A 24,727-nucleotide genomic window follows, 5' to 3' on the forward strand; every position below is an offset into this window, starting at 1 on the left:
TGTCGCTGTTCATGCGTCGGGACGGCTCCGAAGAGCAGATTTTTCAACCACCGCAGAGGACACAGCCATGAGCGCAACGACCATCCACAGCACCGACACCACCACCAAGGCGCGGTTCCTCGCCCCCGGGACTCACCAAAGAGCAGACGCCAAGGGCAAGGGAAAAGGGCAGGGCGCATTGCCTGCGAAAGGCATGACCAAGACCAGCAAGGGCCGAGCCACCGAGCCGGCAGCGAGCGTCGAAGACGAAGCCTTCGCGGCGGGCGACCTGGTGCTGATCCCGCTGTCGCGCCTCGTGCCGTCCGCGTTTAATGTGCGCAAGTCCGGCGGTGAGGATGTCGGCGAACTGGCCGCACTCATCAAGGCCCAGGGCCTGCTGCAGAACCTCGTCGTTCATCCTGACGAAACCAAGCGCGGCAAGGCGACCGGTGACTATGGCGTCGCGGCTGGCGGCCGCCGTCTGCGTGCGCTGGGCCTGCTGGCCAAGGCCGGGGACATCGCGCTCGACAAGGACATTCTTTGCCGACTGATCACGCGCGATGCCGCCATCGCCGCGAGCATGGCCGAGAACAGTGGCCGGGCTGCGATGAGTGTGGCCGATACCGTCACGGCCTTCGCCGAGATGATCGCCGCAGGGGCGGGCGTGGAAGACGTGGCGGTGTGCTTCGGCATCACGCCGCTGACGGTGCAACGCCGTTTGAAGCTGGCGAAGGTGTCGCCGTTGCTGTTCGAGCTGTTCCGGCAGGACAAGATCAACCTTGACCAGCTGATGGCGCTGGCGATCACCGACGACCACGCCGCGCAGGAGCGGGTTTGGAACTCGACGCCGTCCTACAACCGCAACCCCAGCGGTCTGCGTCGCCTGCTGCTGGGACGCGAAATTGGCGCGGCCACCGATCCCCTGGCCAAGTTCGTCGGCATCCCGGCTTACGAGGCAGCGGGCGGTGTCGTGGTGCGCGACCTGTTCGAGGATGCAGGCGGCGGCTACATCACCGACGCCGAACTGCTGCAGCGGCTGGCCGTCGAGCAGCTGACCGAGCGGGCGCATGCCTTCAAGGGCGAAGGCTGGGCCTGGACCGAGGCGCGGACCTCGTTCGATCACTCGGAGCGGCAGGGCTTCGGGGTGGCCACCATGAAGCAGCGCGCACCAACGCCAGAACAGCAGGCCGCGCGCGATGTGCTTCTGGCCGCCAAGGAGGAAGCCAACAAGGGACTTGAAGACCTCTATGACGCCGAAGACAGCGACGACGATCCGGGCTTCGACTCAACGAAGGCGAGCGCGCTGGAAGCAGAAGTCGAGGCCATCGACGCCAAGCTGGAAAAGCTGCGCCACGAACTGAGCGAGTGGAGCGCCGACATCCTGGCTTTCGCCGGTGTCGTGGTGGCACTCGACCGCAATGGCGAGGTGATCGTGCATCGCGGCATGGTGAAGCCGGAAGACCGCAAGCAGGCAGCAAAGGCCGCAGCGGCAGCGGCTGGCGCACCCGGAGCGAACGGGGCAACCGGCGACACAGGAGAGGGCGCCGAGCCACAAGCCAGCGCGAACCCTGAAAGCCTCGTCCGCAAGCTGACCTCCCACAAGACGAAGGCACTGCAGGTGCTGATGTCGGACAACACCCACGTTGCCCTGGCTGCACTCGCGCACACGTTGGTGCAGCAGCTGGTGATCGGCTACGCGGGCGGCAGGCACCGCACCGTGTCGGCGCTGAACCTTCGGGCCAACGACTGCGACAGCGCACTCAAGGGCGTGGCCGACGACATCGAGGCATCGCGCGCATGGGGCGAACTGGCGAGCCGGCTGGACAACTGGCGCGAACGCCTGCCGGGCGATTCGGATCGGCTGCTGCCCTGGCTGATCGGCCAGCCGCTGGACACGTTGCTCGAACTGTTGGCGCTTTGCTCGGCGCTGTCCGTCAGTGCCATGAGTGGGCGCGAGGCCGACACCACCGGCGACGCCCTGGCCGATGCGGTGGGCCTGGACATGGCCGACTGGTGGACGCCGACCGCTGGCAGCTATCTCGCCCAGGTGCCGAAGGCGCGGATCGTCGAGGCAGTGACCGAGGCGGTTTCCGTCGAGAAGGCCGCGCCGCTGGCCAAGCTCAAGAAGGGCGAAGCGGTCGCCGCTGCCGAAGCGCTGCTGCAGGGCACCCGCTGGCTTCCCTCGCCACTGCGCGCGCGGGGGCCGGCCACGGCCTGACGAATCAATCCCGGCCGTTGTCCGCACTACAGCGGATGACGGCCGGGCCCACCGAACACAACTGAAGGACGACCATGAAGATCGGCGAATTTCGCGCAGCGGTGGACTCCCTGAACTGGAACCGCCGCGACCTGTCCGGCGCGACGCGCCAGGAGTTCGTGGCGATGGATGTGCGGACGCGGCTTGAGCGTCACATCGTCATCGTCTCCGGCCTGCTGCCGCTGGTGCACGTACGGTTTGCGGACGACCTGGCGCACGCGACCTCGGCCATCGAATCGGCGCAGGCCACCATCGTTCGATGGGAAGGCTACCGGGCCCAGGCCTGACCCAACCAGGCGGGGCGCTCTCTTCGGGGCGCTGCCCCGAGGGCGCTGGCCAGAGCCCCGGCTGCCGGCATCGTGGGCGCTGCGCGCCGGTGCTGGAGGGGGTCGCTCAAGTAGGGACGACTCGCGCCTGGTCGCCCTCTCGCTGCGCTCGGGTTGCCCAGGCGCGAGACACCCCTTCGGCGCTGGCCTTAACCCCGCACAGCAGGCCCAGCGCGTTGCGCACGGCCTCAAGCCTGCGCTGCGCTGGTTGAAGTGCGCCGCGGTGCGGCGATGGATCGCTCAGCTGGGAAGCTTCGCGCGTGTCGTTGATGGGGTGGTAAGCCGGCCTGTGCGTTCGGTGGCTCGGGGTGGCTGATCTGCCTGTCGGTTCGCCTCTTTCCGACGCATAGCGGCCTCCAGTCAGGTCCCAAGGGTGAAGGCTGCGCCCACGGTCCTCACCCGGTCTCTGCACTTCGCGTTGCTTCGCTTCGAGCTGCGGCTTGCGGCCGTGCCCTTGTGTCCTGCCTGGCTTCCGCTGTTCATGCGTCGAGGCGAAACCGACGGGCAGATTTCCAACCACCACACGAGGCCACCAGCATGAACGCACAGTCCAACCACCCCAGCAACGACACCACCGATCCGCAGTTCCTCGGCCCCGAGGCTGGCCAACAGGCAGATGGGAAAGCAGGGGGGAGCGCGCGGGATGTTCAAGCCCACGAGCTGGGCGACATGCGGACGATCCTGCACATCGCGCTGACCCAACCCGGCGTGATGAATCAGGCCTACCGGGCGTTTCACAACTACAGCATCGGCAACCAGCTGCTGGCCGCGCTGCAACTGCTGGACAAGGGCCTGCCACTGGCGCCCATCGCCAGCTTCAACGCTTGGCGCGAAAAGGGCCGCTTCGTGAAGAAGGGCGAGAAGGCCATCAGCCTGTTCATGCCCATCAGCGTGAAGCGCCGCGCCGACAAGGACGCGCCGGCCGATTCCGCCGAGGCAGGGGAGGGCGGCACGTTCAGCATGTTCATGCTGCGGCCGAACTGGTTTTCACTGAACCAGACCGAAGGCGGCGCGTTCACCGCCGAGACCGTCACGCCCGCCTGGGATGCCGTCACCGCCATGGCCGCGCTCGACATCATCGAAGAGCCCTTCGAGCACCTGCAGGGCAATCACCTTGGCTATGCCCGCGCGCGATCCATCGGCCTCAACCCGCTGAACCCTCTGAAGCACAAGACCCGGTTTCATGAGATGGCGCATGTGGTGCTCGGTCACACCGCCGTCGCCGACATGCACGACGACGAAGCCCTGAAGCGCCAGATCGAGGAGGCTGAAGCCGAGGGCGTGGCCTACCTGCTGTGTGCGTTGCTGGACCTTCCCGGCCAGGCCGAGAGCCGCTTCTACATCCAGGGCTGGCTGCAGGGTGGAACGCTGCCCGAGAAGAGCGCCAAGCGGATCTTCGGCGCCGCCGATCGGATCATGAAGGCCGGCCAGCCGGTGCAGCACTGATCCACCACCAGACCACGACGCACCAGGAGCAAGCCCCGATGGCATCCCAAGACCTCACCCCCGAAGCGGTGGCGGGCTTCGCCGCCCAGCTGGACGGCAAGCCTGCGCACGAGGCCTGTCCGCACTACACCAGCAGCCCCGCCGGCATGGCCTGGCTGGTCGGTGCGTGGCTGCAGAAGACCGGGCGCCCGGCGCCGCGCGATGTCCGGATGTCGCGCGGCTACACGGTGCGCGTCGGCGATATGCGCGTCTCGGTCGCCGACGCTGCGGCCTTGGTTCGTGTTCAGTGAAGGGGAACCCGCGATGAGTGACTACGCCTATCGACTGCTTCTGATGAAGCGCGCGCTCGCCCGCAGCGACGCCGAGCTGTTCGGCCAGCGGCCTCGGTATCTCGAAGTGGCCAGGCACCTTGCGGCGCTCTTGCTTTCCACGGAACTGCCATGAAGGTCTCACGGCGATGGATCGAATGGGCGCATGGACCGGGCGCCGAGGATGGCCAGTCACTGGCGATGAGCTTGTGCGACCTGGCCAGCGCGCCCGGTGCGGGCTCGATCGAGGTTGCTGACCCGGCGTTGATCGCCGAGCTGGTCGACGTGGCCGGTCTTTACGTCAATCCGCGTCGCGGCGATGCACTGCATGACATGGGCCTGTGGTGGATGGGTCAGCCGCGCCGGATAATTTCCGAAGGAAGGGCTTCGCTTCGGTCAGCCAACAGCGCGGCGAAGTCGCCGACGGTAGATGGCCAACCAGAATGACAACAACGGGGCGCTTCATGCTTCGCATCTCTGCACCAGGTGGCCGCTGCGGCACAGGCTACAAAGTCTCCCGGCAGCCAGGGCGTACCCGTTGAAGGGCGCCACCTTGAATCGTCGGACCGCACTGCGCGCCGGCCTGTCCTTGATGCTGCTGCTCTGCGTTGGCCAGGCCGGCGCCCGAGAAGACACGCCAGGCGCCGGAGGACCGCCGGCGCCAAGCAGCTACCGAGGGCCAGCGATGGTGACGGGCGTGGCGGACGGCGACACGCTGTATGCGAATGTCGATGGCCACTCGATCCGCATCAGGCTCGCCCAGATCGATGCCCCGGAGAAGGCACAGGCCTTCGGCCGTCGATCAGAGCAGTCCCTGCGCGAACTGGTGGGCAAGAAGCAGGTCGAGCTGACTTGGAAGTCGCTCGACCGGTATGGCCGGCCCATCGCGCAGGTCGCCGTCGATGGCCTTGATGTGAACGCCGAACAGGTCAGGCGAGGTTTCGCCTGGGTGTTCCGGCGCCACTCGCGCGATACTGCCCTGATAGCGGTGGAAGTGCGGGCGAAGGCTGCGGGTCTGGGGCTCTGGGCTGACCCGCATCCGATCGCACCATGGGAGTGGCGAGCCGGCCCGAGGGAGTAGGAAACCTGTTCTGCGCCTTTGGGCAACATCAGGCTGCGAGCAGTGACTGCCTCAGCCAGCCTTTGCAGGCTTGAGCTTTGCGCCGATCGCCTTCAACAGAAGGTTGATTGCCATCTTCTGTTTCTTCGATGTTGTTGTCGAATTCGCCTCTAGTTCTTGAAGGACTTCAATAAGGCGCTTGCTTGCAAGTGTCTCCACCTTGTCGACCGAGTCTTCGGCCTTCGTGCTGATTAGCTCGAAAGAACTGAGCTTTGCTTCCGCGTAGATGGCTGCGTCGCCCGCAAACTCGTGACTAGAGGCCCAAGCGTAGAGGTACACCGTGGGTAGTCGGGCTTTCTCATGGCTACTAGTTTTCTCTACCTTGATCCAGAAGCCGTAGCCCACTCGCAGCCAGCCTTTCCCGCTTCCCAACGAGTGCCGTGCGTAGACAGATACAGAGCCGCCGTCCCGGGCTCTGGTGTTGAGAGTGCCATCATGCGCTCGAAGGTTTGCGTCCTTGATCTTTGCGGCCAGTCTCGGAAGTACTTCAAAGTCAATGGACGCATCCTTGGTGCCAGCTGGATCGTCGGCAGAGTCATGCTTGGCGCCGGCAAGTTTCCAGGCTGACTTGAAGTCACCGTTGAATCGAGCGGACAGCAGTTTGACGTTTCTCAGTAGGCGTGCGAACTCCTGAGGCCCGTCGAGATTGCCAACCTGGACGCCGGCCCCGTTGGGTGAGCACAGGATCCTCTTCAGAAAGCCGATCAGCGCCTTTGAGTCAACGTTCTGCATGACGATTCCCTCCTCTTCGAGATGCTCGATAAGCGCCTTTGCCAGATCTGAGCGGCCCGCATGGCGACGAAGTAGACGCGCCGCTTGCGTCCAAGTCAGTGTTGGAACGCCAGGCGTTTCCAATGTTTCCCGGCTCAGGATTAGCAACTGACGCCCAGCTTCGGAGCGGCGCCAGAACTCGTAGTCGGCCAGTTGCGCTGGTTTGATCTCGCTTTCCGGGATCAACTTGTCTCTGTACTTGATCTCGATCAGTACGATGGGCTCTTCGTCTTCGTGGTTCGCAAAGACGGCCAGATCGGCGCGGCGTATCCCTGTGCTGCCGCGGAACGCAAACTCTGGTTCGAAAACGGGTTGTGGAAGTGCCCGCTTTCCAAGGCGACAACTGGTGCAGACCAACTCACGAACCAGCGTTGGATGGTGCTTGCCAATTTCCGCGAGGATGTACGCTAGGTAGCGACCGTGAAAGCTCCCGCTAAACCATGATTGAACGCGAGAAAAGAAGCTGTCGCGAGGCAAGGTTGTCCTCCAGTGAGTTTGGGCCGCGCCGCGTGTGCCTGCGGTGCCGCCGCTGTTCATTCTCGCTGCGAGGTGGGACGCACGACTCTGCGAGTCGCGCTGGCGAGTAGTTACGCCAGCTTGGCTAACACCCACAAGAGCGCAAGGTGAGTGGAATAGTAGATATAGAAGCCGAGGCGGCCGCGTGGCAGGTTCAGCCTGACCTGTCCTGCCGCAAAGATGAGCGGCAACGCGGCAAGCGCCCACAGATTGCGATTGATGACGTACAGCGAGGCGAGGGCGCCGATCCACAGGGCCAGCCTCAACCAGCTGGGCCGGCGACAGTAGGCCCACGCCATCACGCAGACCGCGAGCCCTGGCCACCAGAACTCGACGAGCGCGCCGCCGACGATGAAGACCGCAGCGGCCGCCACCAGCCGCGCCGGTCCGCCGACCTCGATCAGCCAAGCGCAAAGTGTGGCGACCAGAAGCGTCGCCATGATGTTGAAGGGCCACCACCCCCAACCGAGTCCACCGAGCCCGATGAACGGAATGGTGGCGATGCTCCCGAAGATCGTCAGCCGGCGCGCTGTGCGCGAGTAACTGCCACTGGCCAGCGCACCAGGCCGGGCCAGGTTGTAGCCCAGCACGAAGCCGAACAGCGGCAGTGCGAGACGCCCCGCCGCGAACAGCTCTGGCACCGAGGCGTGCAGCAGATGTTTGTTGACGTGATCGAGCGTCATCAGCAGCAACGCGAGCCACTTCAGCGCTTCCAGCGAGCCGCTGCTCAACTCCAGCCTCGGGGCCGTGCTCACTGGCGCACGGATCGGCGCATTGATGCATTCGCTCACGCCCAACACCCTCGCTCCCACCTTGGCACCGGTACTCATGCCGAGATCCCTTCATGACAAGCAAAGAGCCGTCGAACGCCACCACCGGTTCCCGATGGCATATAGAGCTTGCGCGGCAGTCCGGGGGACTGCCGCGTGCCCCGGTAGGAGCCGGCCCGGTAGGGCTGCAACCCGCCCAAGCGGGATGCACTCCGTAGCCCGGGGCACTCATGCCAGAGCGCGCTGTCGTGGCATGCACAGCAGTTGGTCTTGGTCATCGCATCCAAAGCACTGCGCTCCCGATGCCGAGCGCGACGCCCAAAGCAAGCGCCGTGAGCACTGGCGCGAGCCTGGTACGAACGAGGTTGCCGTGCAGCTTGATCTGGCGGGCAATGTCCCTCACCGCCGGCGCCAGCTGTTCGGCAAACGCCAGAGTGGCCGCTTCCTTCATCGCCTTGCGATGTTCGGCCAGCGCTTGCGTCGTTGCAGCTGAGGCGCGGCGCTCGATGTAGTCGGCCAGGGCCCTTTTCGTCGCTTCGGTGAGCTGCGCCACTTCGGCCGAGTACACCGTGCCGGCCGCAGCGAGGCCGGCAGCGGCAGTCTCCAGCCGCTGCGAGCTGGCCGTTAGTCGCTCGCCGACCGCATCGGCCGCGGCGAGCACCGTGTCGACGCCGCGAAGCGCTTCGACGATCAGCGCCTCGCGCGCCGATCTGGCGTCCAGTGCGTTGCCCATCAGGCCGCCTTCATCCGCAGTTTCACGCTGCGACGGATAGTGCGAGCGAGGCCTGGAGCTGAATCGGCAAACCCAGCGGGAAGAGCGCAGCGAACGCGGTATCGAGGTTCTTGTTGCAGGTCTTGGCCAAGCGCTTCATGGCGATCATCTGGATCGCGGCGTCCTGCTCGTCCTCGTTCGCCGCCGCGCGCAACCGCTGCCGGTAGTCGGTCGCGTCGTCGTTCAGCGCGCCGATCGACAGCTGCTGCGTCTTGAGCATGGCGAACAGCTCGTTGGCGAAGATCACGCCACCTTCGGGGATCGTCGCCTCACCGCTGGCGCAGAAGCCGAAGACGCCGGCAAAGTCGGTGCGCAGGTCGTCGTCGGTCTCGACCTTGTTGATGAGCACCAGGATCTTCGCGGCCGGCACGCCGATGGCCCGAAGCGCTCGGATGGTGTTCACCGTGTCGGCCTGCTGCTTGCCGTCCTTGACCACCGGCACCACGAAGAGGTCGAACTCTTCTTGGCTGTCGGCGTAATGCTGCATCATTTTGAGGAAGTCTTCGACGTTGGACGAGCCCACGTCCACAATCGCATCGTCCAGCTTCATCAGCCGCTGCAGCAGATCGTTGTAGTGCTTGCCTCGCAGCCTGGCGACCTCGACGCCATCGCTGGAGGCATCGACGTTCAGGCTCTCGACGCTGAAGACCTGGGCGTTCAGGCGAGGCTGCAACAGATGAGCGGCGATCGTGCTCTTGCCGACGTTGCCGCTGAAGTTCAGGACGCAGACTTTCATGACTTTCCTTGGTTGGGGTGTTTCGGCGCCAACTTGGCGAGTGCTTTCATGTCTGGCGTGCTGCGCATGACCTCGTCCAGCAGGCGAGGGTCGTGCGCACCGAATTTCGATGCCGGGCTGGCGGCCGGTGCAGCTGAAAGCGCAGGCGCGAGCGTGGGAACGCTCGCGATCCTGGGCACCGGCAAGACGGCTGCCCCGCTTTCCGGGATGCCCGCGCCGAACGTCGGCCTTGCCTCTGGCAAGCCTGGCGCGTCTTCCCGCTGCCTGCGCAGACGGGCGATGACGTTCGAGAGCTGGTGCGGTGTGACCTCGATGCCCACGTCCAGGAGCGCCGTGACGATGTGGGCGCGCGGGCTCCCCTGAGCCATGGCCGCCTCGATCTGAGGCAACAGCGCCGCGATGCGGCGAGCCTTCGAAGGCGGGTGCTTGGCTGCGCTTCGTTCGAGGCTGGCCGAGAAGGCGTCCGGAGTCATTGGACGGCCGTCCATGAGGGACGTCTCAGGGCAGGGTGCGGGTGCTTGGGGTGCATGTTGCGTACCTTCTACCGTTTGAACATACAAACGGTGCAAGAGAAGTGCGTACGAAGACACTATAGGTGATTGCAATGCAAGAACAGTGCATATAAAGTAAATGCAAGCCAGTGGACCGGCCTTCTTGTGCAACAGAGCGTACGTTTGGTGCTCTGGAAGCAAGCTTTTGGAGGCGGTTCGGGTACGCCACGGCTCAAAGCACGTACGACGTGCGTATGAGCTGGCGATCTGGCGCTGTCCTTGTGGTGTCTGAGTGAGTACCAACCAATGAACCCGACTTTCGAGCGAGCGCTGTGGGCGAGCACCCCAGCGCTGCGGTGCCTGGCACCGCTGGACGCCATCCTTGCGCCGGCCCTTGGCCTGTACTGGATCAAGACCTTGCCCGCCTCTGGCGGGCTGGTAGGGGCCGTGCTGGGGGTGTTCTGCCTCTGGATCGGGGCCAGGCGCGCCTATCGCGCGCTGTTCGAATTCGAGGCCTACCGCTGGATGACGCTTCGCCTGGCGAAGCTCGCCATCGCGACCTGGGTCGTGATGGCGATGGTCAAGCTCGTCTGGTTCATCCAGGGGTCGTGATGCACGAGGGGATGCGACACCAAACACAGATGCGAAAGAGTGGAGAGCAGGATAGGCTGCGCCGGCTTGTTTGTGTCACGAGGCCTGCCCGATGAACACGGGCAGGCAGGCCTCGCATCGGGCGACGCTTCACGTCGATGTCGGGCCCGAGCTGTCGGCTCGTGTCCGGGCCGCGGCGGCGGCTGGTGGTCGCACCCCCTCTGAATGGACTCGCGAACTCCTCCAGCGGGAGCTGGCACAGGAGGCGGCATCGGTAGGCACCGGGCATCAGCAGCAGTCGGGGCCTGACGCATCGGCGGCGGCACCTGGCCGCCTGGTGCTCGACGCCGAGTTGGCCTGCCTCCTGCAGCAGGTCCAGGTACAAGGACAGTTCCGCACGCGCCCAGCAGCGCTGCGCTTGGTGCTGCGTCACTTCATTGGCCAGGGGTCAACACCGGCGGCCGAGCCGGTCGACGCGACGCCGCTCAAGGACGGTGTGGCCGCGCTCATGCGCTCGAACCACGAGCTGCTGCCGATCGGCAAGAACATCAACCAGATCGCCAAGTCGCTGAATGCGATGCAGGGCGGGTTCCGCAATACCGACACCAAGAACCTGCAGGTCTTCGCGCAGGCGGTGCGCGAGCACGTCGAGCAGGCCGCTCGGGTCGTGGCGACGATCCGGGCGCTGGTGACGCCTCACAAGGAGAAGTCTTGAGCAACGACCGATCGAAGACCGGCACGGGCCCGGCCACGCCGCAGGGCCCTACGCGCAACACGCTGGACACCGACGGCATGCTGTCCGAGTGGGGCGCCAGGCTGTTCTATCCCATCCCCAAGGGCAAGGGCGGCGGGGGCGGCGGCAAGTTGCCGCTGCTGACCACCGTGGCCGCGTTGACTGCGGTGATGTCTGCTGGCGAAGTGCGCAGCCGGGTGCGCAGCACGGTCTCGCCTGGCGCCACGCAGGTGATGGTCAAGATTACCGGCGGCGGCCGCGGTATGAAGGCCATCGCGGCCCACTTCCGGTACATCGGCCGCCAGGGCAAGGAAGAGGTCGGCGGCAAGGGCAAGACGCTGGAGATCGAGGACGAGCGCGGCGAGAAGACCCAGGGGCGCGACGGCTTGGTCCGGCTGGCCGACGAGTGGCGCGTCGCCGGCGCATACATCGACGACGACAGCCCGAGGCGGGAGGCTTTCAACATCGTTTTCTCGATGCCGGTGGGCACGCCGCCGGAGGCGGTGCGCGCGGCTACGGCCGAGGCCGCGCGCGAGTTGTTCGAGGGGCACAAGTACGTGTTCGTGATGCACGAGGACCAGGGGGCGCCACACGTGCACCTTTCGGTGCGTGCTGACCGGTACGACGGTGTGCGTTTGTCGCCTCGCAAGGCGGACTTGGATCGTTGGCGTGCGGTGTTTGCTCGGAACCTGCAGGACCGAGGTGTGAATGCGGTGGCCAGCAGGCAACCCGTTCGGGCAGTGAATCGGAACTACCGAAAACTGTGGGAGGAGCGTGCGGCGGGTCGGGGGCAACTGACTCGGCAGCGTCCAGCGCAGCGGACCAGCGCGCGCGCCTTGGCAGTTCGAGTCGAAGCGATCAGGGCCTGGGAGCAGATCGCGCGGGCGCTGGCGAGCTCAAATGACCCTGCTGATTTGCGTCTCGCGGTGGAAGCGGTCAGGTACTTGGCAGAGATCGCCCCAGGGGGCCAGGTGGCGGCTCGCGAGGCCGCCAAGTCGGCTCAGCGCAGCGAATCCGAGCGTACCGGGAGCGGGCAGCAATCGCCTGGTGCGAGGCCTGAGCGTGACCGAAGGTCAGACCGTTGAAGGTGCACGGCGGCGCAATCGAGCCCGATAATGTTTATGTCAACCTCGGTAGCGGCTGTCGAAGGTTCTGGTCGCCGCGGAATGCACCCGCCGGCCGACGGGCGGCCATGTTACGCCGAGCCGTCATTCGTACTGCTTCGACGCTAGGCTCTGGACGGCCACAAGCGGGCATGCGCCTGATGTCCCCCAAAGCCGCCGTCGCGCTGCTCAGGCAAGTCCAGTTGGAACACGCACCCGCTCGCGCCATCTGCGCCGCGGTCCGCACCGGTGTGAGTCTCCAGGGCTTGGTGGGCAGGTGGACGACCGATTGTCCGCGGATCGTCAGGCCGACCGGCCGCTGCGAGTCTTCGACTTCGCAGCGCCAAGCAGCGTCTGTGAACCCAGGATAGTGTCGCGGCAGACCACCAGGATTTCATCGGCGAGGGGCGAGTCGTCCGGACAGGCTCGCGACAGGACGAGGGCGCCCACCGCGTGCGCCAGTAAGTCGAGGGTCCTGGCCCGCGCCTGTGAGGCGTCGGCTGGGTCCGATGTCAGGCCCTTCTGGCCGAGCAGGGCCAGCAGGCTCTCGACACCCTCTTCGAAGGCGACCCGGACCGGCTCAGGCTGCCGTGCAGCATCCCCGCCCAGCGCAGCCATCGTGCAGCCGGTGGCGCGGCCGTCTCGGTGCTCACGAGACAGGTAGTGGTTGACGAAGGTCGCCGCGTCCACCCCTTCGGCCAGCACTGCGGTCTGCGCGAAGCCGCAAGCCGCGGACTCCGCCATCAAGTCGGCCTTGGATCCGAACTGCTTGTAGAAGCCGCCGTGGGTGAAGCCCGCAGCTGCCATGAGGTCGGCCACGCCCACCCCGTCAAAGCCGCGCTCGCGAAACAGCTTTGAGGCCGTCTCGACCACGAGCGCCCGGTTGGCTTCTGCCTTTGCCTTGGTGACTTTCATGTCGGCCTGATCTGTGCGTGCTCAATCTGTAGGCGCGCCGACTATACATTGATGATGATCGTCATCACAGTCTTGACATTAAAGATTATGGTCGTCATCATTGCTGCATTCGAACTCGCCAAGCCCGGTGAGACGGAAACCTCAGACCGCTGCGAGCCCCATGAAAGCACTCACCTTCAAACGCTATGGCAAGTCGCCCGAGATCGGCTTCTCCGACGTCCCGCGTCCTGCGCTGAAGGCCGATGACATGCTGGTCCAGGTCCACGCCGCCAGCGTGAACCCGATCGACAACATGATTCCGACCGGTCTCTTCAAGGCCGTCGTGAAGTTCCAGCTGCCGGCCACGCTGGGCAGCGACCTGGCCGGCGTGGTGACCGAGGTCGGCAGCCGGGTGACCCGCTTCAAGGTGGGCGATGCGGTGTTCGCGAACATCTTTGACCTGGGCACCGGCTCGATCGCCGAGTTTGCCGTCGTTCCCGAGAGCGCCGCCGCGCTGAAACCGGACAACCTCGACTTTGTGCAGGCGGCGTCGATTCCGATGGTGGGCCTGACCTCCTGGCAGGCGATCAAGGAGCGCATCGGTTTGCGCGCAGGTCAGAAGATGTTCATCCCGGCGGGCTCCGGCGGCATCGGCACCTTCGCGATCCAACTGGCCAAGCTGCTGGGCGCAAAGGTCGGCACGACCACCAGCACCGGCAACGTCGAACTGGTGCGCAACCTGGGCGCCGACGAGGTGGTCGACTACAAGAAGCAGTCGTTCGAGACCGTGCTGCGCGACTATGACGCGGCGCTGGGCACCGTCCGGGGCGACTCGATCGAGAAGTCCATCGGCATCCTGAAGCCGCGCGGAAAGATCGTCTCGCTGGTCGGGCCACTGGACGTCGCCTTCGCGCGCGCTCGCCGGGCCAACGTCGTCCTGACGGTCGTGTTCGCGCTGATGAGCCGAAGGATCAAAAGCTTGGCGAAGAAGCGGGACGTCGACTACTCGTTTCTCTTCGCCCGCGCCGATGGCGAACAACTCGCCCAAATTGGCAAGCTGCTCGAAGCGCAGCGCATCCGGCCTGTGATCGACAAGGTGTTCCCCTTCGAGCAGGCCAAGGAAGCCCTGGACTACCTGGCCCAGGGTCGCGCCAGGGGCAAGGTCGTCGTGCAGATGCGATAGCCGGACCGACTACAACCCCTGCACCGAGGAAACAATGAAGATCGACAACGCAGTGGTCCTCGTCACGGGCGCGAACCGGGGCATCGGCTTGGCCTTCGCCCACGAACTGCTCGCTCGCGGTGCGCGCAAGGTCTCTGCAGTTGCACGCGACCGCGCCATAGGCCTTCTTAAGCCCAGGATCATCAGGAACAGACCCAGGAACGCCACCGAGTGATGAGCGAGCAGCACGACGCCCGCCAGTAAGGCCACCGCCGGTGACCACAGCCATGACCAGCACGGGCACGATGGCCCGGAAGCCGAAGACGACCTCCACTTCACCGAGCAGGTGGAACAGGCCGAGGTTAGCGGTGGGCGAGGTGCTCGAAGTGCTTGGCGGCGAACGTGTGCAGCAGCGCCACCGCGAAGTCGATGGCCAAGATGACTTGCACCGCCGGCTCCTGGGTCGGATTCATGGTCGTACTTGATCTGCGCGGCGGCCCGACCGACGCGTGAACCTGCCGAACCGGAGCAGTTCGACAGCAGGCGGCGGGTCTATCCCAGTCAATCTACCAAGGCTGACTGCCCCCCACGTTCGCCAAGATCTCGAGGCAGGATCAGGGAGAACGTGCTTCCTGCGCCGAACTGGCTGCGAACTTCGATGCGTCCGCCCTGCGCCTGGGCGATCAATCGCACCAGCGACAGACCGATGCCGGTTCCACCATGGGTCTTGGTCGAGCCCGAGCTCAGCTGCACGAAGGGCGAAAAGAGCCGCGCAATGTTCGCTTCCTCGATACCGATACCCCGATCGGCGATGTCGACCTGCCAGAACGCATCGTCCACGACGCTCGCGCGAAGGTCGACGCTGCCGCCTTCATGCGAGAACTTGATCGCGTTGCCGACCAGCGCCAGCAGCATCTGCTTCAGGCGCAGCGGATCGGTGATGACCGACTCCACGCCGTCGTCCACGTCGACCCGCACTGCGACTTGCCGGGAGGCGCTGTCGGCTTGGAGCATCTCGACCACCTCATGCAGCGTGTGGGGCACGCTGATGGGCTCGGGATCGAAGTTCATCTTGCCGGACTCAACCTTGGCGTAGTCCAGCACCTGGTCGATCAGGCTGAGCAGGTGCTTGCCGCTGCTGACAATGCGGCTGATGTAGCCGGCGAACTTCGGCGAGTCGGGCTTCACCGAGCCGGACTCGAGCATCTGCCCGAACCCCAGGATCGCGTTCAGCGGCGTGCGCAGTTCGTGCGACATGTTCGCCACCAGCTCGCTCTTGAGCCTGTTCGTCTCGCGCAACTGGAAGTTCTGGGCCTCCAGCGAGGCCGCTCGCAGGCGCTCCGCTTCCGCCGCCTTCAAGGCCGTGATGTCAGCCAGCAGCATCATGACCTCCCCGGTGTCCGGGCCCAGCGACGCCCCGCTTGCGTCGATCCAAACCGGGCTGCCATCCTTGCGCCGCATCGGCAGCTGGCACCGGTACACCTGCCCCTGCTCCAGCGCGGCCAGGAGTTCCGCCCCCGCGCGCCGGTGGGACTCGTCGTCGAGGTACAGGTCCCGCGACGGCATGCCGTTCCAGTCGCCGTTGGCGTAGCCGAAGATCCGGTCCATCGCCTGGTTCTTCCAGAGGATGCGACGGTTCTTGAGCCGCACGATGCCGATCAAGTCGTTGTCGAGCATCACGCCCTGCTGCAACGCCAGCGCGCGCAGCTGCGTTCGGGCCGCGTGCAGTTCGGTGATGTCGTACATCACCGAGTTGCTGTGCAGCAACCCGCCTTTGGAGGCTTTGACTGCCGTGGCGTTCACCAGCACGCGCCGCACGGAGCCGTCACGACTGACCAGGTCGAGATCCAGGCCCTCGATCTGCCCTGTGCGTTCCAGCTTCGGAAAATTGGCCGCAAACGTCGCCCGGCCTTCGTCGGTGAAGAAGTCGGTGGGCTTCAGCTTCCCGACCACCTCCTCACGTGAACAGCCGAGCCAGGCCAGCTCAGTGGCATTGATGCTGAGGTAAGTGCCACTGGGATCGAGTGTGTGGTAGCCGCAGGGCGCCTCGTCGTACAGGCGAAGCGCCTGGGCATGCTCGCGCAGGTTGCTCGACGTGGCGCGCGCCAGCTGCCAGCTGACCACCGCGAAGATCAGCAGGAAACCAGTGGTCCAGGCCACCTGCAGCCGCCAGCCGGTCAGGAAGTCGCCCGTCGCCCGGCCAACGATCACGTACAGGGCGTGCTTGCCGAGCCGCCGATAGGCCGCGACCCTGTCGACACCATCGCTGGCGGTGACGGCGCGGTAGACGCCCTCGCCAGGCTCTGCCGCGATGGCGGCACGAAGCTGGTCGGACACCTTGCGCCCTGCCGCGGCGGCATCGGGACCGGTCAGTTCCGGCTGGCGCAACAGCAGCGCAAGATCCGCCGTTCGGAGACTGACCGATCCGCTGCTGCCCAGCCGCAGCGTGCTCACCAGGGCACGCAGGCGCTCGACAGGCATCACCGCGATCACGACACCGGCAAAGCGGCCGTCCGGCATGCGCATCGAGCGCGCCAGCACCAGGGCCGGTCGCCCATCCGTCCTGATGTCGTAGGGGCCGTACAACTTGATTGGATCGTCGGGATGGTCGCGCAGGCGCTGGAAGTAGTCCCGGTCGGCGATGTCCAGGCGCTGGCAACGTTCGGCCGGCACGCCGCACAGCTGTGCGCCACGCGCATCGAACACGCCGATGCGCTGGATCTCGGGGACCTGTGCCGCCTGCGCGTCCACGATGGACCACAGGATCCACGCGTCCAGGCCGGATCCGCCCAGCTGGCGCTCGACCTGGACGCCAACGGCCCCAAGGGCGATCGCAGCCTTGTCGAAGAGGGCACTGGCCACCTGCTCCGTCAGGCGCACGTCGTTCAGGGTCTGGGCCTTCGCGTCGGCGATCTCCGACCGCCTCGACGACAACAGCAGGGCCGCGCAGACAGCCGCCATCAACAGGTTCAGCAGCAGCAGCCCGAACAGCACCTGCCGTCGCGTGCGCTCGGTCGGCGCGTGGCCGCCAGCGCCCATGGGCAGTTCGGCGAGGGTATCGATCAGCGGCGAGTCAGGCGCCACGATGCCGACCGAACAGGGGTGGATGGAGCACGTCGAAGTTCTTCCGGACGGGGGGATTCGCGGCCGAGTCGCAGACGAAGTTGGCACTCGACACGCAGTGGTCCGACAAGCATACCGGGCCGCAGAGCTACCTCCGGGCAGGCGCGGCGTTGCTCCCGCCGCCGTGCGATCCGTCACGGCTCAATTGCTAAGCGGTCGTCAACGCGAGTCGTGGCCTCACCCGGCTCTCGGCGGCCGCGGACGGCCGGGTTCAAGATCTGATCGATCACGCCGATAAGAACGCGAGCCGGCAACCCGCGTCGGAATGGCTTGTCCCTTCACCATGTCCGCCCCCGCTCCTGTGATCACGCCCTCGACTTCCCGCCCCCGCCTGCTGGTGGTGGACGACGACCTTCTGGTACGGGACATGGCGGCGCGCACGCTGCGCCATGCCGGCTTCGAGGTCGTCGAGGCCGAGAGCGGCGTGCAGGCACTTTCGGCCTTCACCGACGCGCCCTTCGACCTGGTCCTGCTGGACGTCGTGATGGACGGCATCGACGGCTTCGACACCTGCCGCCGGCTGCGCGCGCTGGAGCATGGCCGGCACGTGCCCGTGCTGATGTTGACCGGCCTGGACGACCTGGAGTCGATCGAGCAGGCCCACCAGTCGGGCGCCACGGACTTCATCACCAAGCCGATCCACTGGGGTCTGCTCGTCTACCGCGTGCGCTACGCACTTCGAGGCGCCGCCGCCATGGATGCGATCCGCCGCAGCCGCGAGAGCATGGCCCGCGCGCAGCAGATGGCCCACCTGGGCAACTGGTCGCTCGAGGGCGGCGGGCGCATGGGATGCTCGGAGGAACTGGCCCGGATCTTCGGCGCGCCTCCCGAGGCCGCGCAGTGCGCCTCGGCCGAGGCCTTCCTAGCCCGGGTCACCGAAGCCGACCGCGAGCGAGTGCGCCGGGCGCGCGAGGCCCTGGTCAGCCATGGCCAGCCCTACCAGCTGACCTTCACGATCGAGCGCTTCGACGGCATCGCCCGCACCGTCTTCGAACAGGCGGCTCCGGTGCAGGATGCCCTCGGGCGCCAGGTGGCCGTCGAGGGCATCACCCACGACATCACCGAGCGCGTCGAGGCCGAGCGCCGCATCCGGCACCTCGCGCTGCACGATGGCCTGACGGGGCTGCCCAACCGCGAGTTCTTCCTGCGGCTGGCCACGCGCGTGCTCGAGCAGGCCCGCCACGGCAACGCCACCTGCGCGATGCTGCAGATCGACATCGACCGCTTCAAGAGCGTCAACGACGCGCTCGGCAGCGACGCCGGCGACGAGGTGCTGCGCATCGTGGCCCAGCGCCTGCAGGACCACACTCGCGCCGGTGATGTGACGGCCGCCTCCGACGCAACCACCCAGACCGGCGTGCTGGCGCGCGTGGGCGGCAACGCCTTCACCGTCCTGCTGGCCGGCATCGGCAGGCCCGAACACGCAGCCAGGGCCGCGGAGCGGCTGTGCCAGGTGGTGGCCGAGCCGATCACCGTGAATGGCACCGAGCTGAAGCTGACGGCAGCCGTTGGCATCGCACTGTTCCCCCGCGACTCGACCGAGGCCGGTGGCCTGATCCGCTATGCCGAACAGGCCCTGTATGCCGCCAAGTCGGCCGGCGCGGGCGAACGACGATTCTTCGACGAGGCAATGAACGCCCAGGCCAGCGCCCGCCTGGCCCGCGAGGCGGAGCTGCGCCGCGCCATCGCGGGCGGAGAGTTGCGCCTGTACCTGCAGCCCAAGATCGATTCGACCAGCGGCGAGATGCGGAGCGCCGAGGCGCTGGTGCGATGGCAACACCCGGAGCGCGGCCTGCTGCTGCCGGGCGAGTTCATCCCCCTGGCCGAGGAGACCGGGCAGATCACCGAACTGACCGCCTGGGTGCTGGACGAGGTCTGCGCGCTCGCAACCCGCTGCAAGCGGGCCGGCCTGCGGGAACAGCCCATCGCGGTCAACGTGGCTGCGTCCTGCTTCATGGCCGACGGCCTGGTGGAACGCCTGGATCAGCTTGTGCGTAGCCACCACATGTCACCCCAGGCGCTGGTGCTCGAAGTCACCGAGTCGATGCTGATGAAGGATCTCGATCGCGCCGTCGAGCGATTGCAGGAGTTGCATGCACACGGCTTCAAGCTGTCGCTCGACGACTTCGGCACCGGCTACTCGTCCTTGGCTTATCTCAAGCGCTTTCCGATCGACGAGCTCAAGATCGACCGCAGCTTCGTGATCGACGTGGACCACGGCGAGAAGGAAAGCGCGCTGGTCGAGGCCATCGTCACCCTGGCCCATCGGCTGAACATGCAGGTTGTCGCGGAAGGCGTCGAGACGCCATCGCAGGCGGCCGCCCTTCAGCGCCTGGGCTGTCACCTCCACCAGGGCTACCTGTATGCCAGGCCGATGCCCGCCCAAGCGTACGAGGCCCTGCTGGCCACCAGGCCCGTACTCGAGGCGGCCGCGCCGCACTGAGCACCGAACATGCATACCCTCTTCTCTCGAACCCTGGCTGCAGCAGCACTGCTCTGCGCGGCGCTCAACAGCCATGCCGGCGACGATCCCGAGCTGGAACAGTTGCTGGCCACACCGGTCTATGCGGCGTCCAAGTACAAGCAAAGCGCCGCCGAAGCCCCGGCCGCGGTGACCGTGCTGACCCAGGGCGACATCCGCAGCTTCGGCTGGCGCACGCTGGGCGAAGTGCTGGGAGGTGTGCGTGGCGTCTTCACGCGATACGACCGCACTTACACCTACCTGGGCGTCCGCGGCCTCAGCCGTCCCGGCGACTACAGCTCGCGCCTGCTGCTGCTGATCGATGGCGTGCGCGCCAACGACAACATCTATGACTCGGTGCTGGTCGGGCGAGAGTTTCCGATCGATGTCGCGCTGATCGAGCGGGTGGAGTTCATCCCCGGACCTGGTTCGGTGATCTACGGCCCCAATGCGGTGTTCGGCGTCATCAACGTCGTCACGCGCAACGCCGCCAGCCTGCGCGGCCAGTCCCTGGCTGTCAGCGTGGACAGCCAGCGTGCCCGCAAGGTGCAGTTCAGCTCGGGGCACGAGTTCGCCGCAGGCTCTCTGCTCGTGGCGGCCAGCGCAGAGAACCGGCCAGGCACCGACCTGGTGATCCCCGAGTTCGATCCGGGCGGCGGTGATGGCCATGTCCACGGGCTCGACGGCGAGCGCGACCGCAAGCTGCAGATGCGCTGGAGCGGCGGGGAGCTCAACCTGAGCGCGATCGTCTCGGAGCGATCGAAGACGATCCCCAACGCCCCGTTCGACCTCGTCTTCGGCGACCGCTCGGTCTGGACCGACCGGATGTCGCTGATCAGCGGCAGCTGGCAGCGACTCGCGGCCGACGGGAGTGGCTGGTCGTTCCAGACCGGGCTGGGCTTCTACGACTACCACGACTTCGGCCGGTACGAGCCGGATCGGCTGCTCACCACGTACCAGAACCAGGGTCGCTGGTGGCAGGCCGAGCTGCGCCGCACGATACGAATGGGTGACTCGCAGATGCTGCTGCTGGGCGCCGATGTGCAACGCAACTATCGTCAGCGGGTGCTTTCCACCGTGTTCGATGCCGGTGGTCCAACCGTGACCGACACCGGGACCGACAGTTCCCGCTACGGATTCTTCGTCACCAACGAAATCGCGGTCGCACCCGGCTGGAAGCTCGGACTTGGCGCCCGGCTGGACCGCCAGACCACCGACCAATGGCACGGCACGCCCCGCTTGTCGCTGGTGTGGCAGCCAACGCAGGCCTGGGTGGTCAAGGCCCTTGCCGGTGAAGCCTACCGGGAGCCCAACTTCTATGAGCGTGCCCCGGCCGCTTCGGGCGAAGCGTGGAACGAGACGCTACGCCGGGAGCGCGTGCGCTCCTACGAACTGGCCGCCGACTGGCGTGCCGACGAGCGGCTGCGGCTCTCGGCATCGCTCTTCGACAACCAGGTGCGCGACCTGATCGAGCAGGTCCCGCGTGACGACGGCGTGCTGATCTATCGCAACGTTGGCGCGGCGCACGCACGCGGCATCGAGCTGGAAGGCGAGTACCTGGCTGCCTCAGGCTGGAGGCTTCGCGCCAGCTTAAGTCAGCAGCGCGTGCGCCTGGATGACGGCAGCGAGCCGTCGAATGCGCCTCGGACGCTGCTCAAACTGCACGCCACGACACCGCTGCCCGGCCTGCCCATGCGGCTCGGGCTGGAGCTGCAGGGTACCGGCACACGCTACACGCTGACCGGGCAGCGCCTGGGCACCCAGCTGGTGGCCAACACCACCTTGGTGTGGGATCCGCCGGAGCGCGTCTGGTCGCTGACGGGCAGCGTCTACAACCTGGCCAACCGTCGTGTGGCGGATCCGGCAGGACCGGAATTCCGTTCTGACCGGATCGAGCAGGACGGCCGCGTGGTCTCCCTGCGCTGGGCATTGGCGTTCTGACGGCATAGACGGGCACTCCGATGCCTCATGTGCTGCAGTTCATGGCGCAGTTGCACCGGCTTGGCCCGGCTGTGGCCGCAGCGCTGTTCGCGGTCCTGTGGGCGCCGACGCCGGCACTTGCACAGGCGCAGGCCGAAGCCGCGCTCAAGGCCAAGCTGACACTGAGCCTGACGCGCTTCGTGCAGTGGCCAGGAGCGGCCAGCGGCGACCCGCTGCGGGTGTGCCTCGCGCAGCGCGATGCAGCCATCTCCCAGGCCTTCGCCGAGGCCGATGGCCAGGTGGTCAATGGCCGGCGAATCCAGGTCGTCAAGGCTCCGCCCCTGACCGGCTGCAACGTGCTCTTCGTGCATGCCAGTGCAGAGCGTGTGTCCGACCTGATGCGCGCCGTAGCAGGCGGCCCGATATTGGTCGTCGGAGACGCCGATGGAATGTTGAACCTCGGCGGCATGGTCGAATTCGTGCCCGTCAACGACTCGATCCGCTTCGACATCAACATGGCCGCGTTTCGGCAGGCACAGCTGACGGTCTCCAGCCAGGTGCTCAAGCTGGCACGGCAGGTGCGCGAATGACACTCTGGCGAGCCTCGGGGCTGGAACGCCCGCCCTTCTCCCAGCGGCTGGGCGTACGCCTGGCCGCGCTGCTGGGCCTGGGGGCGGTACTTTCGGCGATGCTCGCCATGGCAGCCATGCTGGGCATGGCCTGGTACTACGCCGATCGCGACTCCACGGAAGAGGCGCATCAGGTCGCCCGCAGCGTCGCCTTTGCGTTGCAGGCCCCCGTCAGCTTCGCAGACTCGCAGGGCATCAAGGACGCCGTGGCCGTGCTGAAGACCCGCCCGCAGATCCAGGGAGCGTGGGTCCACGACCCGGCGGGCCGGCTGCTGCACAGCATGGGCAACGCCGTGCTGCAGCAGGGCCAGGCTGATTTGGGCGGCTTGGCGAGAGGCTGGCTGCAGGTGAGCACGCCCATCATCGCCGGCAGCGCCGGCGACACGGTGGGCCGTATCACGCTGCACGTGAACCTGGAAGAGGTGCAGCGGAAGCTGCGCTGGCAGGCGCTGGCGGCAGCCGCGGCGAGCCTGGTTGCAGCGCTGCTGGCGCTGGTCGTGTCACAGCGCCTGGCCCGCCGCATCAGCGTGCCCGTGGTCAGCCTGGCCCAGACCGCCGCCAAGATCACGCGCGAACAGAACTATTCGCTGCGTCTCCCGGCAACGGGCAAGGACGAAGTGGGCGTGGCCGTCGGGGCGTTCAACCACATGCTGTCCGAGATCGAGCAGCGCGGCAGCACGCTGGTGGCGATGAACCTGCGCCTGGCGCAGCAGGCCGAAGTGGCGGAAGCGGCGCAGGCACTGGCCGAATCTGCTTCGCTGGCCAAGACGCGCTTCCTGGCCAACATGAGCCACGAGCTGCGCAGCCCGCTGAACGGCGTGATCGGCGCTGCGCAGCTGCTGCAGGCCCAGGGTGGCGATGCAGGCCGGCGCGCCGAGCTGGTGGAGATCATCCGAACCAGCGGCAGCAACCTGCTGGGCCTGATCGAGCACGTGCTGGACCTGGCGCGCATCGAGGCCGGCGCACTCGAGCTGCAGGCGCAGGACTTCAACGTGCTCGATTGCGTTGAGGCGGCAGTGGTCTCGTCTTCCGCCCTGGCCGCGACCAAGGGGCTGCGCCTGAGCTGCTGCGTCGACCCCACCATGGCGCTGTGGCGACATGGCGACGACGTGCGCCTGCGCCAGCTGGTGCTGAACCTGCTGGGCAATGCCGTCAAGTTCACGGCCCAGGGCGACGTCAGCGTGGACGTCCGCCCGGTCGAGGGCGTGGCGGACCGCCTGCAGATTCAGATCCGCGACACCGGCATCGGCATTGCACCCGAAGCCCTGGAAACGATCTTCGAGCCCTTCCAGCAGGCCGACGCGTCGACCACGCGACGTTTTGGCGGCAGCGGCCTGGGGTTGGCGATCTGCCGCGACCTGGCCAGGCTGATGGGCGGTGATGTCACGGCGCAGTCGATCGTCGGCGTGGGCTCATGCTTCACGCTGGAGTTGCCCTTGCCCCCGGCCGACCGGGCCGGCGACGAGGCCGCGACCCTGGACCTGCGCGTTGCCTGGTGTGAGCCGCATGAACCGAGTGCCAAGGCATTGGCAGCGCTGCTGCAGCGACTGGGTTGCCAGGCACAGCGCTGCCATGACCTGACAGCACTGCAGGCGTTCCTCCAGGGCAACGACTCGCGGGGCAGACCCCCTTGGTTCATCGTCGCGCTGGACTCGGAAGCGGGCCGCGCACTGCTGTCTCGGGCGTTGCCGCGGTTGGACCCCCGCCGGGTATTGCCGATCGATAGTGCGGCCGACGCTGAGCAGGCTCACGCGCGCGAATCTCTCGGCCTGGCTCGCGCGATGTCGCGTCCGGTCCTTCGCAGCACCCTGGTCAGCCGATTGGCCAACGGGCGCAGTGCCCAGGTGTCGGCCTCTGACGCGCCCGTCACGCCCGCGCCAAGCCACGCAGCGGCACACGTGCTCCTGGTGGAGGACGACGCGATCAACCAGGCGGTCGTGCGATCGATGCTGGACTACGCGGGTTTTGGATGCAGCGTCGCGAGCAACGGCGCCTCTGCGCTTCAGCAACTGGAACACACGCGATTCGATCTGGTTCTGATGGACTGGCAGATGCCCGACATGGACGGGTTGGAGGCAACGCGCCGCCTGCGCGCGGGACGCGCCGGGGACCTGAACCGCGCGGTGCCGGTGGTAGCGCTGACGGCCAACGCGTTTGCCGAGGACCGCAGCGCCTGCCTGGCCGCGGGCATGAACGACTTCGTCACCAAGCCGGTGCTGGCGTCGCACCTGGTGGCGGTGGCAGAGCGCTGGGCCTTTCGCGATCGCATCCCCGACAGCGCGCCACAGCCCTTGGACGAAGCCGAAGCGCCAAACTCGCCCGAGGGTTCGGCTCCCGTCTTCGACCCGGGCGTCATGGCGAAGCTGCCGATGGTGGCCGACGGGTCGGACCCCAACTACCCAAAGCATCTGCTCCGGCTCTTCGATCGCACCGTGGGCCAGACGCTCGATACGATCGAACAGGGCATTCGCGCTCAAGACCTGAAACTCGTGCAGCGTGGCGTCCACTCGCTGAAGTCCAGCGCCGGTCAGGTCGGCGCGTTGGCGCTGGCAGCCGAGGCGGGACGCATCGAAACCGCCCTGCGCCGCGGCGAACTCGATGCGGCTGCGCTAGCGCCAA

Annotated in this window: 22 protein-coding genes and 2 pseudogenes; 16 read left to right on the forward strand and 8 right to left on the reverse strand. The window is 66.6% G+C overall.

What is annotated here, in order from left to right:
• The first annotated feature begins 67 nt into the window (after positions 1 to 67).
• From FFT10_RS23155 to FFT10_RS23180, 7 genes are all read left to right on the forward strand, one after another.
• Positions 68 to 2,197 (forward strand): ParB/RepB/Spo0J family partition protein, encoded by a 2,130-nt coding sequence (locus FFT10_RS23155; protein WP_137735246.1) that lies wholly within the window; start codon positions 68 to 70, stop codon positions 2,195 to 2,197.
• A 74-nt stretch (positions 2,198 to 2,271) separates the two neighbouring features.
• On the forward strand, positions 2,272 to 2,523 hold the full coding sequence (locus FFT10_RS23160; protein WP_137735247.1) for a hypothetical protein: 252 nt from the start codon (positions 2,272 to 2,274) through the stop codon (positions 2,521 to 2,523).
• A 495-nt stretch (positions 2,524 to 3,018) separates the two neighbouring features.
• On the forward strand, positions 3,019 to 4,008 hold the full coding sequence (locus tag FFT10_RS23165) for an ArdC-like ssDNA-binding domain-containing protein (protein ID WP_137735248.1): 990 nt from the start codon (positions 3,019 to 3,021) through the stop codon (positions 4,006 to 4,008).
• A gap of 38 nt (positions 4,009 to 4,046) precedes the next feature.
• Positions 4,047 to 4,298 carry a hypothetical protein gene (locus FFT10_RS23170; protein WP_137735249.1) on the forward strand — a complete coding sequence of 84 codons (252 nt, stop codon included), beginning with the start codon at positions 4,047 to 4,049 and terminating at the stop codon, positions 4,296 to 4,298.
• Between the two features lie 13 nt (positions 4,299 to 4,311).
• Positions 4,312 to 4,452 (forward strand): hypothetical protein, encoded by a 141-nt coding sequence (locus tag FFT10_RS27710; RefSeq protein WP_154694099.1) that lies wholly within the window; start codon positions 4,312 to 4,314, stop codon positions 4,450 to 4,452.
• The gene (locus FFT10_RS23175) at positions 4,449 to 4,763 is read left to right on the forward strand and encodes a hypothetical protein (RefSeq protein WP_137735250.1); all 315 of its coding nucleotides are present in this window, start codon (positions 4,449 to 4,451) and stop codon (positions 4,761 to 4,763) included. The genes FFT10_RS27710 and FFT10_RS23175 overlap by 4 nt, the downstream gene beginning before the upstream one ends.
• 238 nt (positions 4,764 to 5,001) lie before the next feature.
• Entirely contained in the window at positions 5,002 to 5,397 is a 396-nt protein-coding gene (locus FFT10_RS23180; RefSeq protein ID WP_137735251.1) for a thermonuclease family protein, read from the forward strand.
• Between the two features lie 51 nt (positions 5,398 to 5,448).
• Here FFT10_RS23180 and FFT10_RS23185 read toward each other — a convergent pair whose 3' ends face one another.
• From FFT10_RS23185 to FFT10_RS23205, 5 genes are all read right to left on the reverse strand, one after another.
• Positions 5,449 to 6,744, reverse strand: coding sequence for a hypothetical protein (locus FFT10_RS23185; protein WP_137735252.1), 1,296 nt, complete (start codon positions 6,742 to 6,744; stop codon positions 5,449 to 5,451).
• Between the two features lie 50 nt (positions 6,745 to 6,794).
• Positions 6,795 to 7,553, reverse strand: coding sequence for a TraX family protein (locus tag FFT10_RS23190; RefSeq protein WP_137735253.1), 759 nt, complete (start codon positions 7,551 to 7,553; stop codon positions 6,795 to 6,797).
• A gap of 214 nt (positions 7,554 to 7,767) precedes the next feature.
• A complete protein-coding gene (locus FFT10_RS23195) occupies positions 7,768 to 8,226 on the reverse strand; it encodes a hypothetical protein (RefSeq protein ID WP_137735254.1) in 459 nt (152 codons plus the stop codon).
• 22 nt (positions 8,227 to 8,248) lie between these two features.
• A complete protein-coding gene (stbB, locus tag FFT10_RS23200) occupies positions 8,249 to 9,001 on the reverse strand; it encodes a StbB family protein (RefSeq protein ID WP_137735255.1) in 753 nt (250 codons plus the stop codon).
• Complete coding sequence (locus tag FFT10_RS23205; protein WP_137735256.1) at positions 8,998 to 9,489, reverse strand: hypothetical protein; 492 nt, start codon at positions 9,487 to 9,489, stop codon at positions 8,998 to 9,000. Before FFT10_RS23205 ends, stbB begins: the two co-directional genes overlap by 4 nt.
• A gap of 309 nt (positions 9,490 to 9,798) precedes the next feature.
• Between FFT10_RS23205 and FFT10_RS23210 the strand changes: the two genes are divergently transcribed.
• The 3 genes from FFT10_RS23210 (at position 9,799) to FFT10_RS23220 (ending at position 11,901) form a co-directional block, all read left to right on the forward strand.
• Entirely contained in the window at positions 9,799 to 10,104 is a 306-nt protein-coding gene (locus FFT10_RS23210; RefSeq protein ID WP_137735257.1) for a hypothetical protein, read from the forward strand.
• A gap of 91 nt (positions 10,105 to 10,195) precedes the next feature.
• Complete coding sequence (locus FFT10_RS23215) at positions 10,196 to 10,798, forward strand: plasmid mobilization relaxosome protein MobC (RefSeq protein ID WP_137735258.1); 603 nt, start codon at positions 10,196 to 10,198, stop codon at positions 10,796 to 10,798.
• Positions 10,795 to 11,901, forward strand: coding sequence for a relaxase/mobilization nuclease domain-containing protein (locus FFT10_RS23220; RefSeq protein ID WP_137735259.1), 1,107 nt, complete (start codon positions 10,795 to 10,797; stop codon positions 11,899 to 11,901). Before FFT10_RS23215 ends, FFT10_RS23220 begins: the two co-directional genes overlap by 4 nt.
• Positions 11,902 to 12,222: 321 nt before the next feature.
• On the opposite strand, the gene FFT10_RS23225 is transcribed toward FFT10_RS23220, so the two are convergent.
• The gene (locus FFT10_RS23225) at positions 12,223 to 12,834 is read right to left on the reverse strand and encodes a TetR/AcrR family transcriptional regulator (protein ID WP_137735260.1); all 612 of its coding nucleotides are present in this window, start codon (positions 12,832 to 12,834) and stop codon (positions 12,223 to 12,225) included.
• 160 nt (positions 12,835 to 12,994) lie between these two features.
• Here FFT10_RS23225 and FFT10_RS23230 point away from each other — a divergent pair, with 160 nt between their 5' ends.
• Together FFT10_RS23230 and FFT10_RS23235 are read left to right on the forward strand one after the other, a co-directional pair.
• A complete protein-coding gene (locus tag FFT10_RS23230) occupies positions 12,995 to 13,996 on the forward strand; it encodes an NADP-dependent oxidoreductase (protein WP_137735261.1) in 1,002 nt (333 codons plus the stop codon).
• 34 nt (positions 13,997 to 14,030) lie between these two features.
• Positions 14,031 to 14,153: pseudogene (locus tag FFT10_RS23235) on the forward strand (SDR family NAD(P)-dependent oxidoreductase); the annotation flags it as partial.
• 90 nt (positions 14,154 to 14,243) lie between these two features.
• Here FFT10_RS23235 and FFT10_RS23240 read toward each other — a convergent pair.
• Together FFT10_RS23240 and FFT10_RS23245 are read right to left on the reverse strand one after the other, a co-directional pair.
• Positions 14,244 to 14,448: pseudogene (locus FFT10_RS23240) on the reverse strand (putative Na+/H+ antiporter); the annotation flags it as partial.
• Positions 14,449 to 14,536: 88 nt separating this feature from the next.
• Complete coding sequence (locus FFT10_RS23245) at positions 14,537 to 17,059, reverse strand: ATP-binding protein (protein WP_137735262.1); 2,523 nt, start codon at positions 17,057 to 17,059, stop codon at positions 14,537 to 14,539.
• Positions 17,060 to 17,438: 379 nt separating this feature from the next.
• On the opposite strand from FFT10_RS23245, the gene FFT10_RS23250 reads away from it, so the two are divergent.
• The 4 genes from FFT10_RS23250 to FFT10_RS23265 all read left to right on the forward strand — a co-directional run.
• Positions 17,439 to 19,541: a putative bifunctional diguanylate cyclase/phosphodiesterase gene (locus FFT10_RS23250; protein ID WP_162520898.1), complete on the forward strand. Its 2,103-nt coding sequence runs from the start codon at positions 17,439 to 17,441 to the stop codon at positions 19,539 to 19,541.
• 9 nt (positions 19,542 to 19,550) lie between these two features.
• A complete protein-coding gene (locus FFT10_RS23255; protein ID WP_137735264.1) occupies positions 19,551 to 21,500 on the forward strand; it encodes a TonB-dependent receptor plug domain-containing protein in 1,950 nt (649 codons plus the stop codon).
• Between the two features lie 20 nt (positions 21,501 to 21,520).
• Positions 21,521 to 22,069: a YfiR family protein gene (locus FFT10_RS23260; RefSeq protein ID WP_137735265.1), complete on the forward strand. Its 549-nt coding sequence runs from the start codon at positions 21,521 to 21,523 to the stop codon at positions 22,067 to 22,069.
• Positions 22,066 to 24,727, forward strand: a 2,662-nt coding sequence (locus FFT10_RS23265; protein WP_137735266.1) for a hybrid sensor histidine kinase/response regulator, incomplete at its 3' end; no start/stop codon positions are given. The genes FFT10_RS23260 and FFT10_RS23265, both read left to right, overlap by 4 nt.

The sequence above is a fragment of the Pseudaquabacterium pictum genome (assembly GCF_005403045.1).
Taxonomy (GTDB): domain Bacteria; phylum Pseudomonadota; class Gammaproteobacteria; order Burkholderiales; family Burkholderiaceae_C; genus Pseudaquabacterium; species Pseudaquabacterium pictum.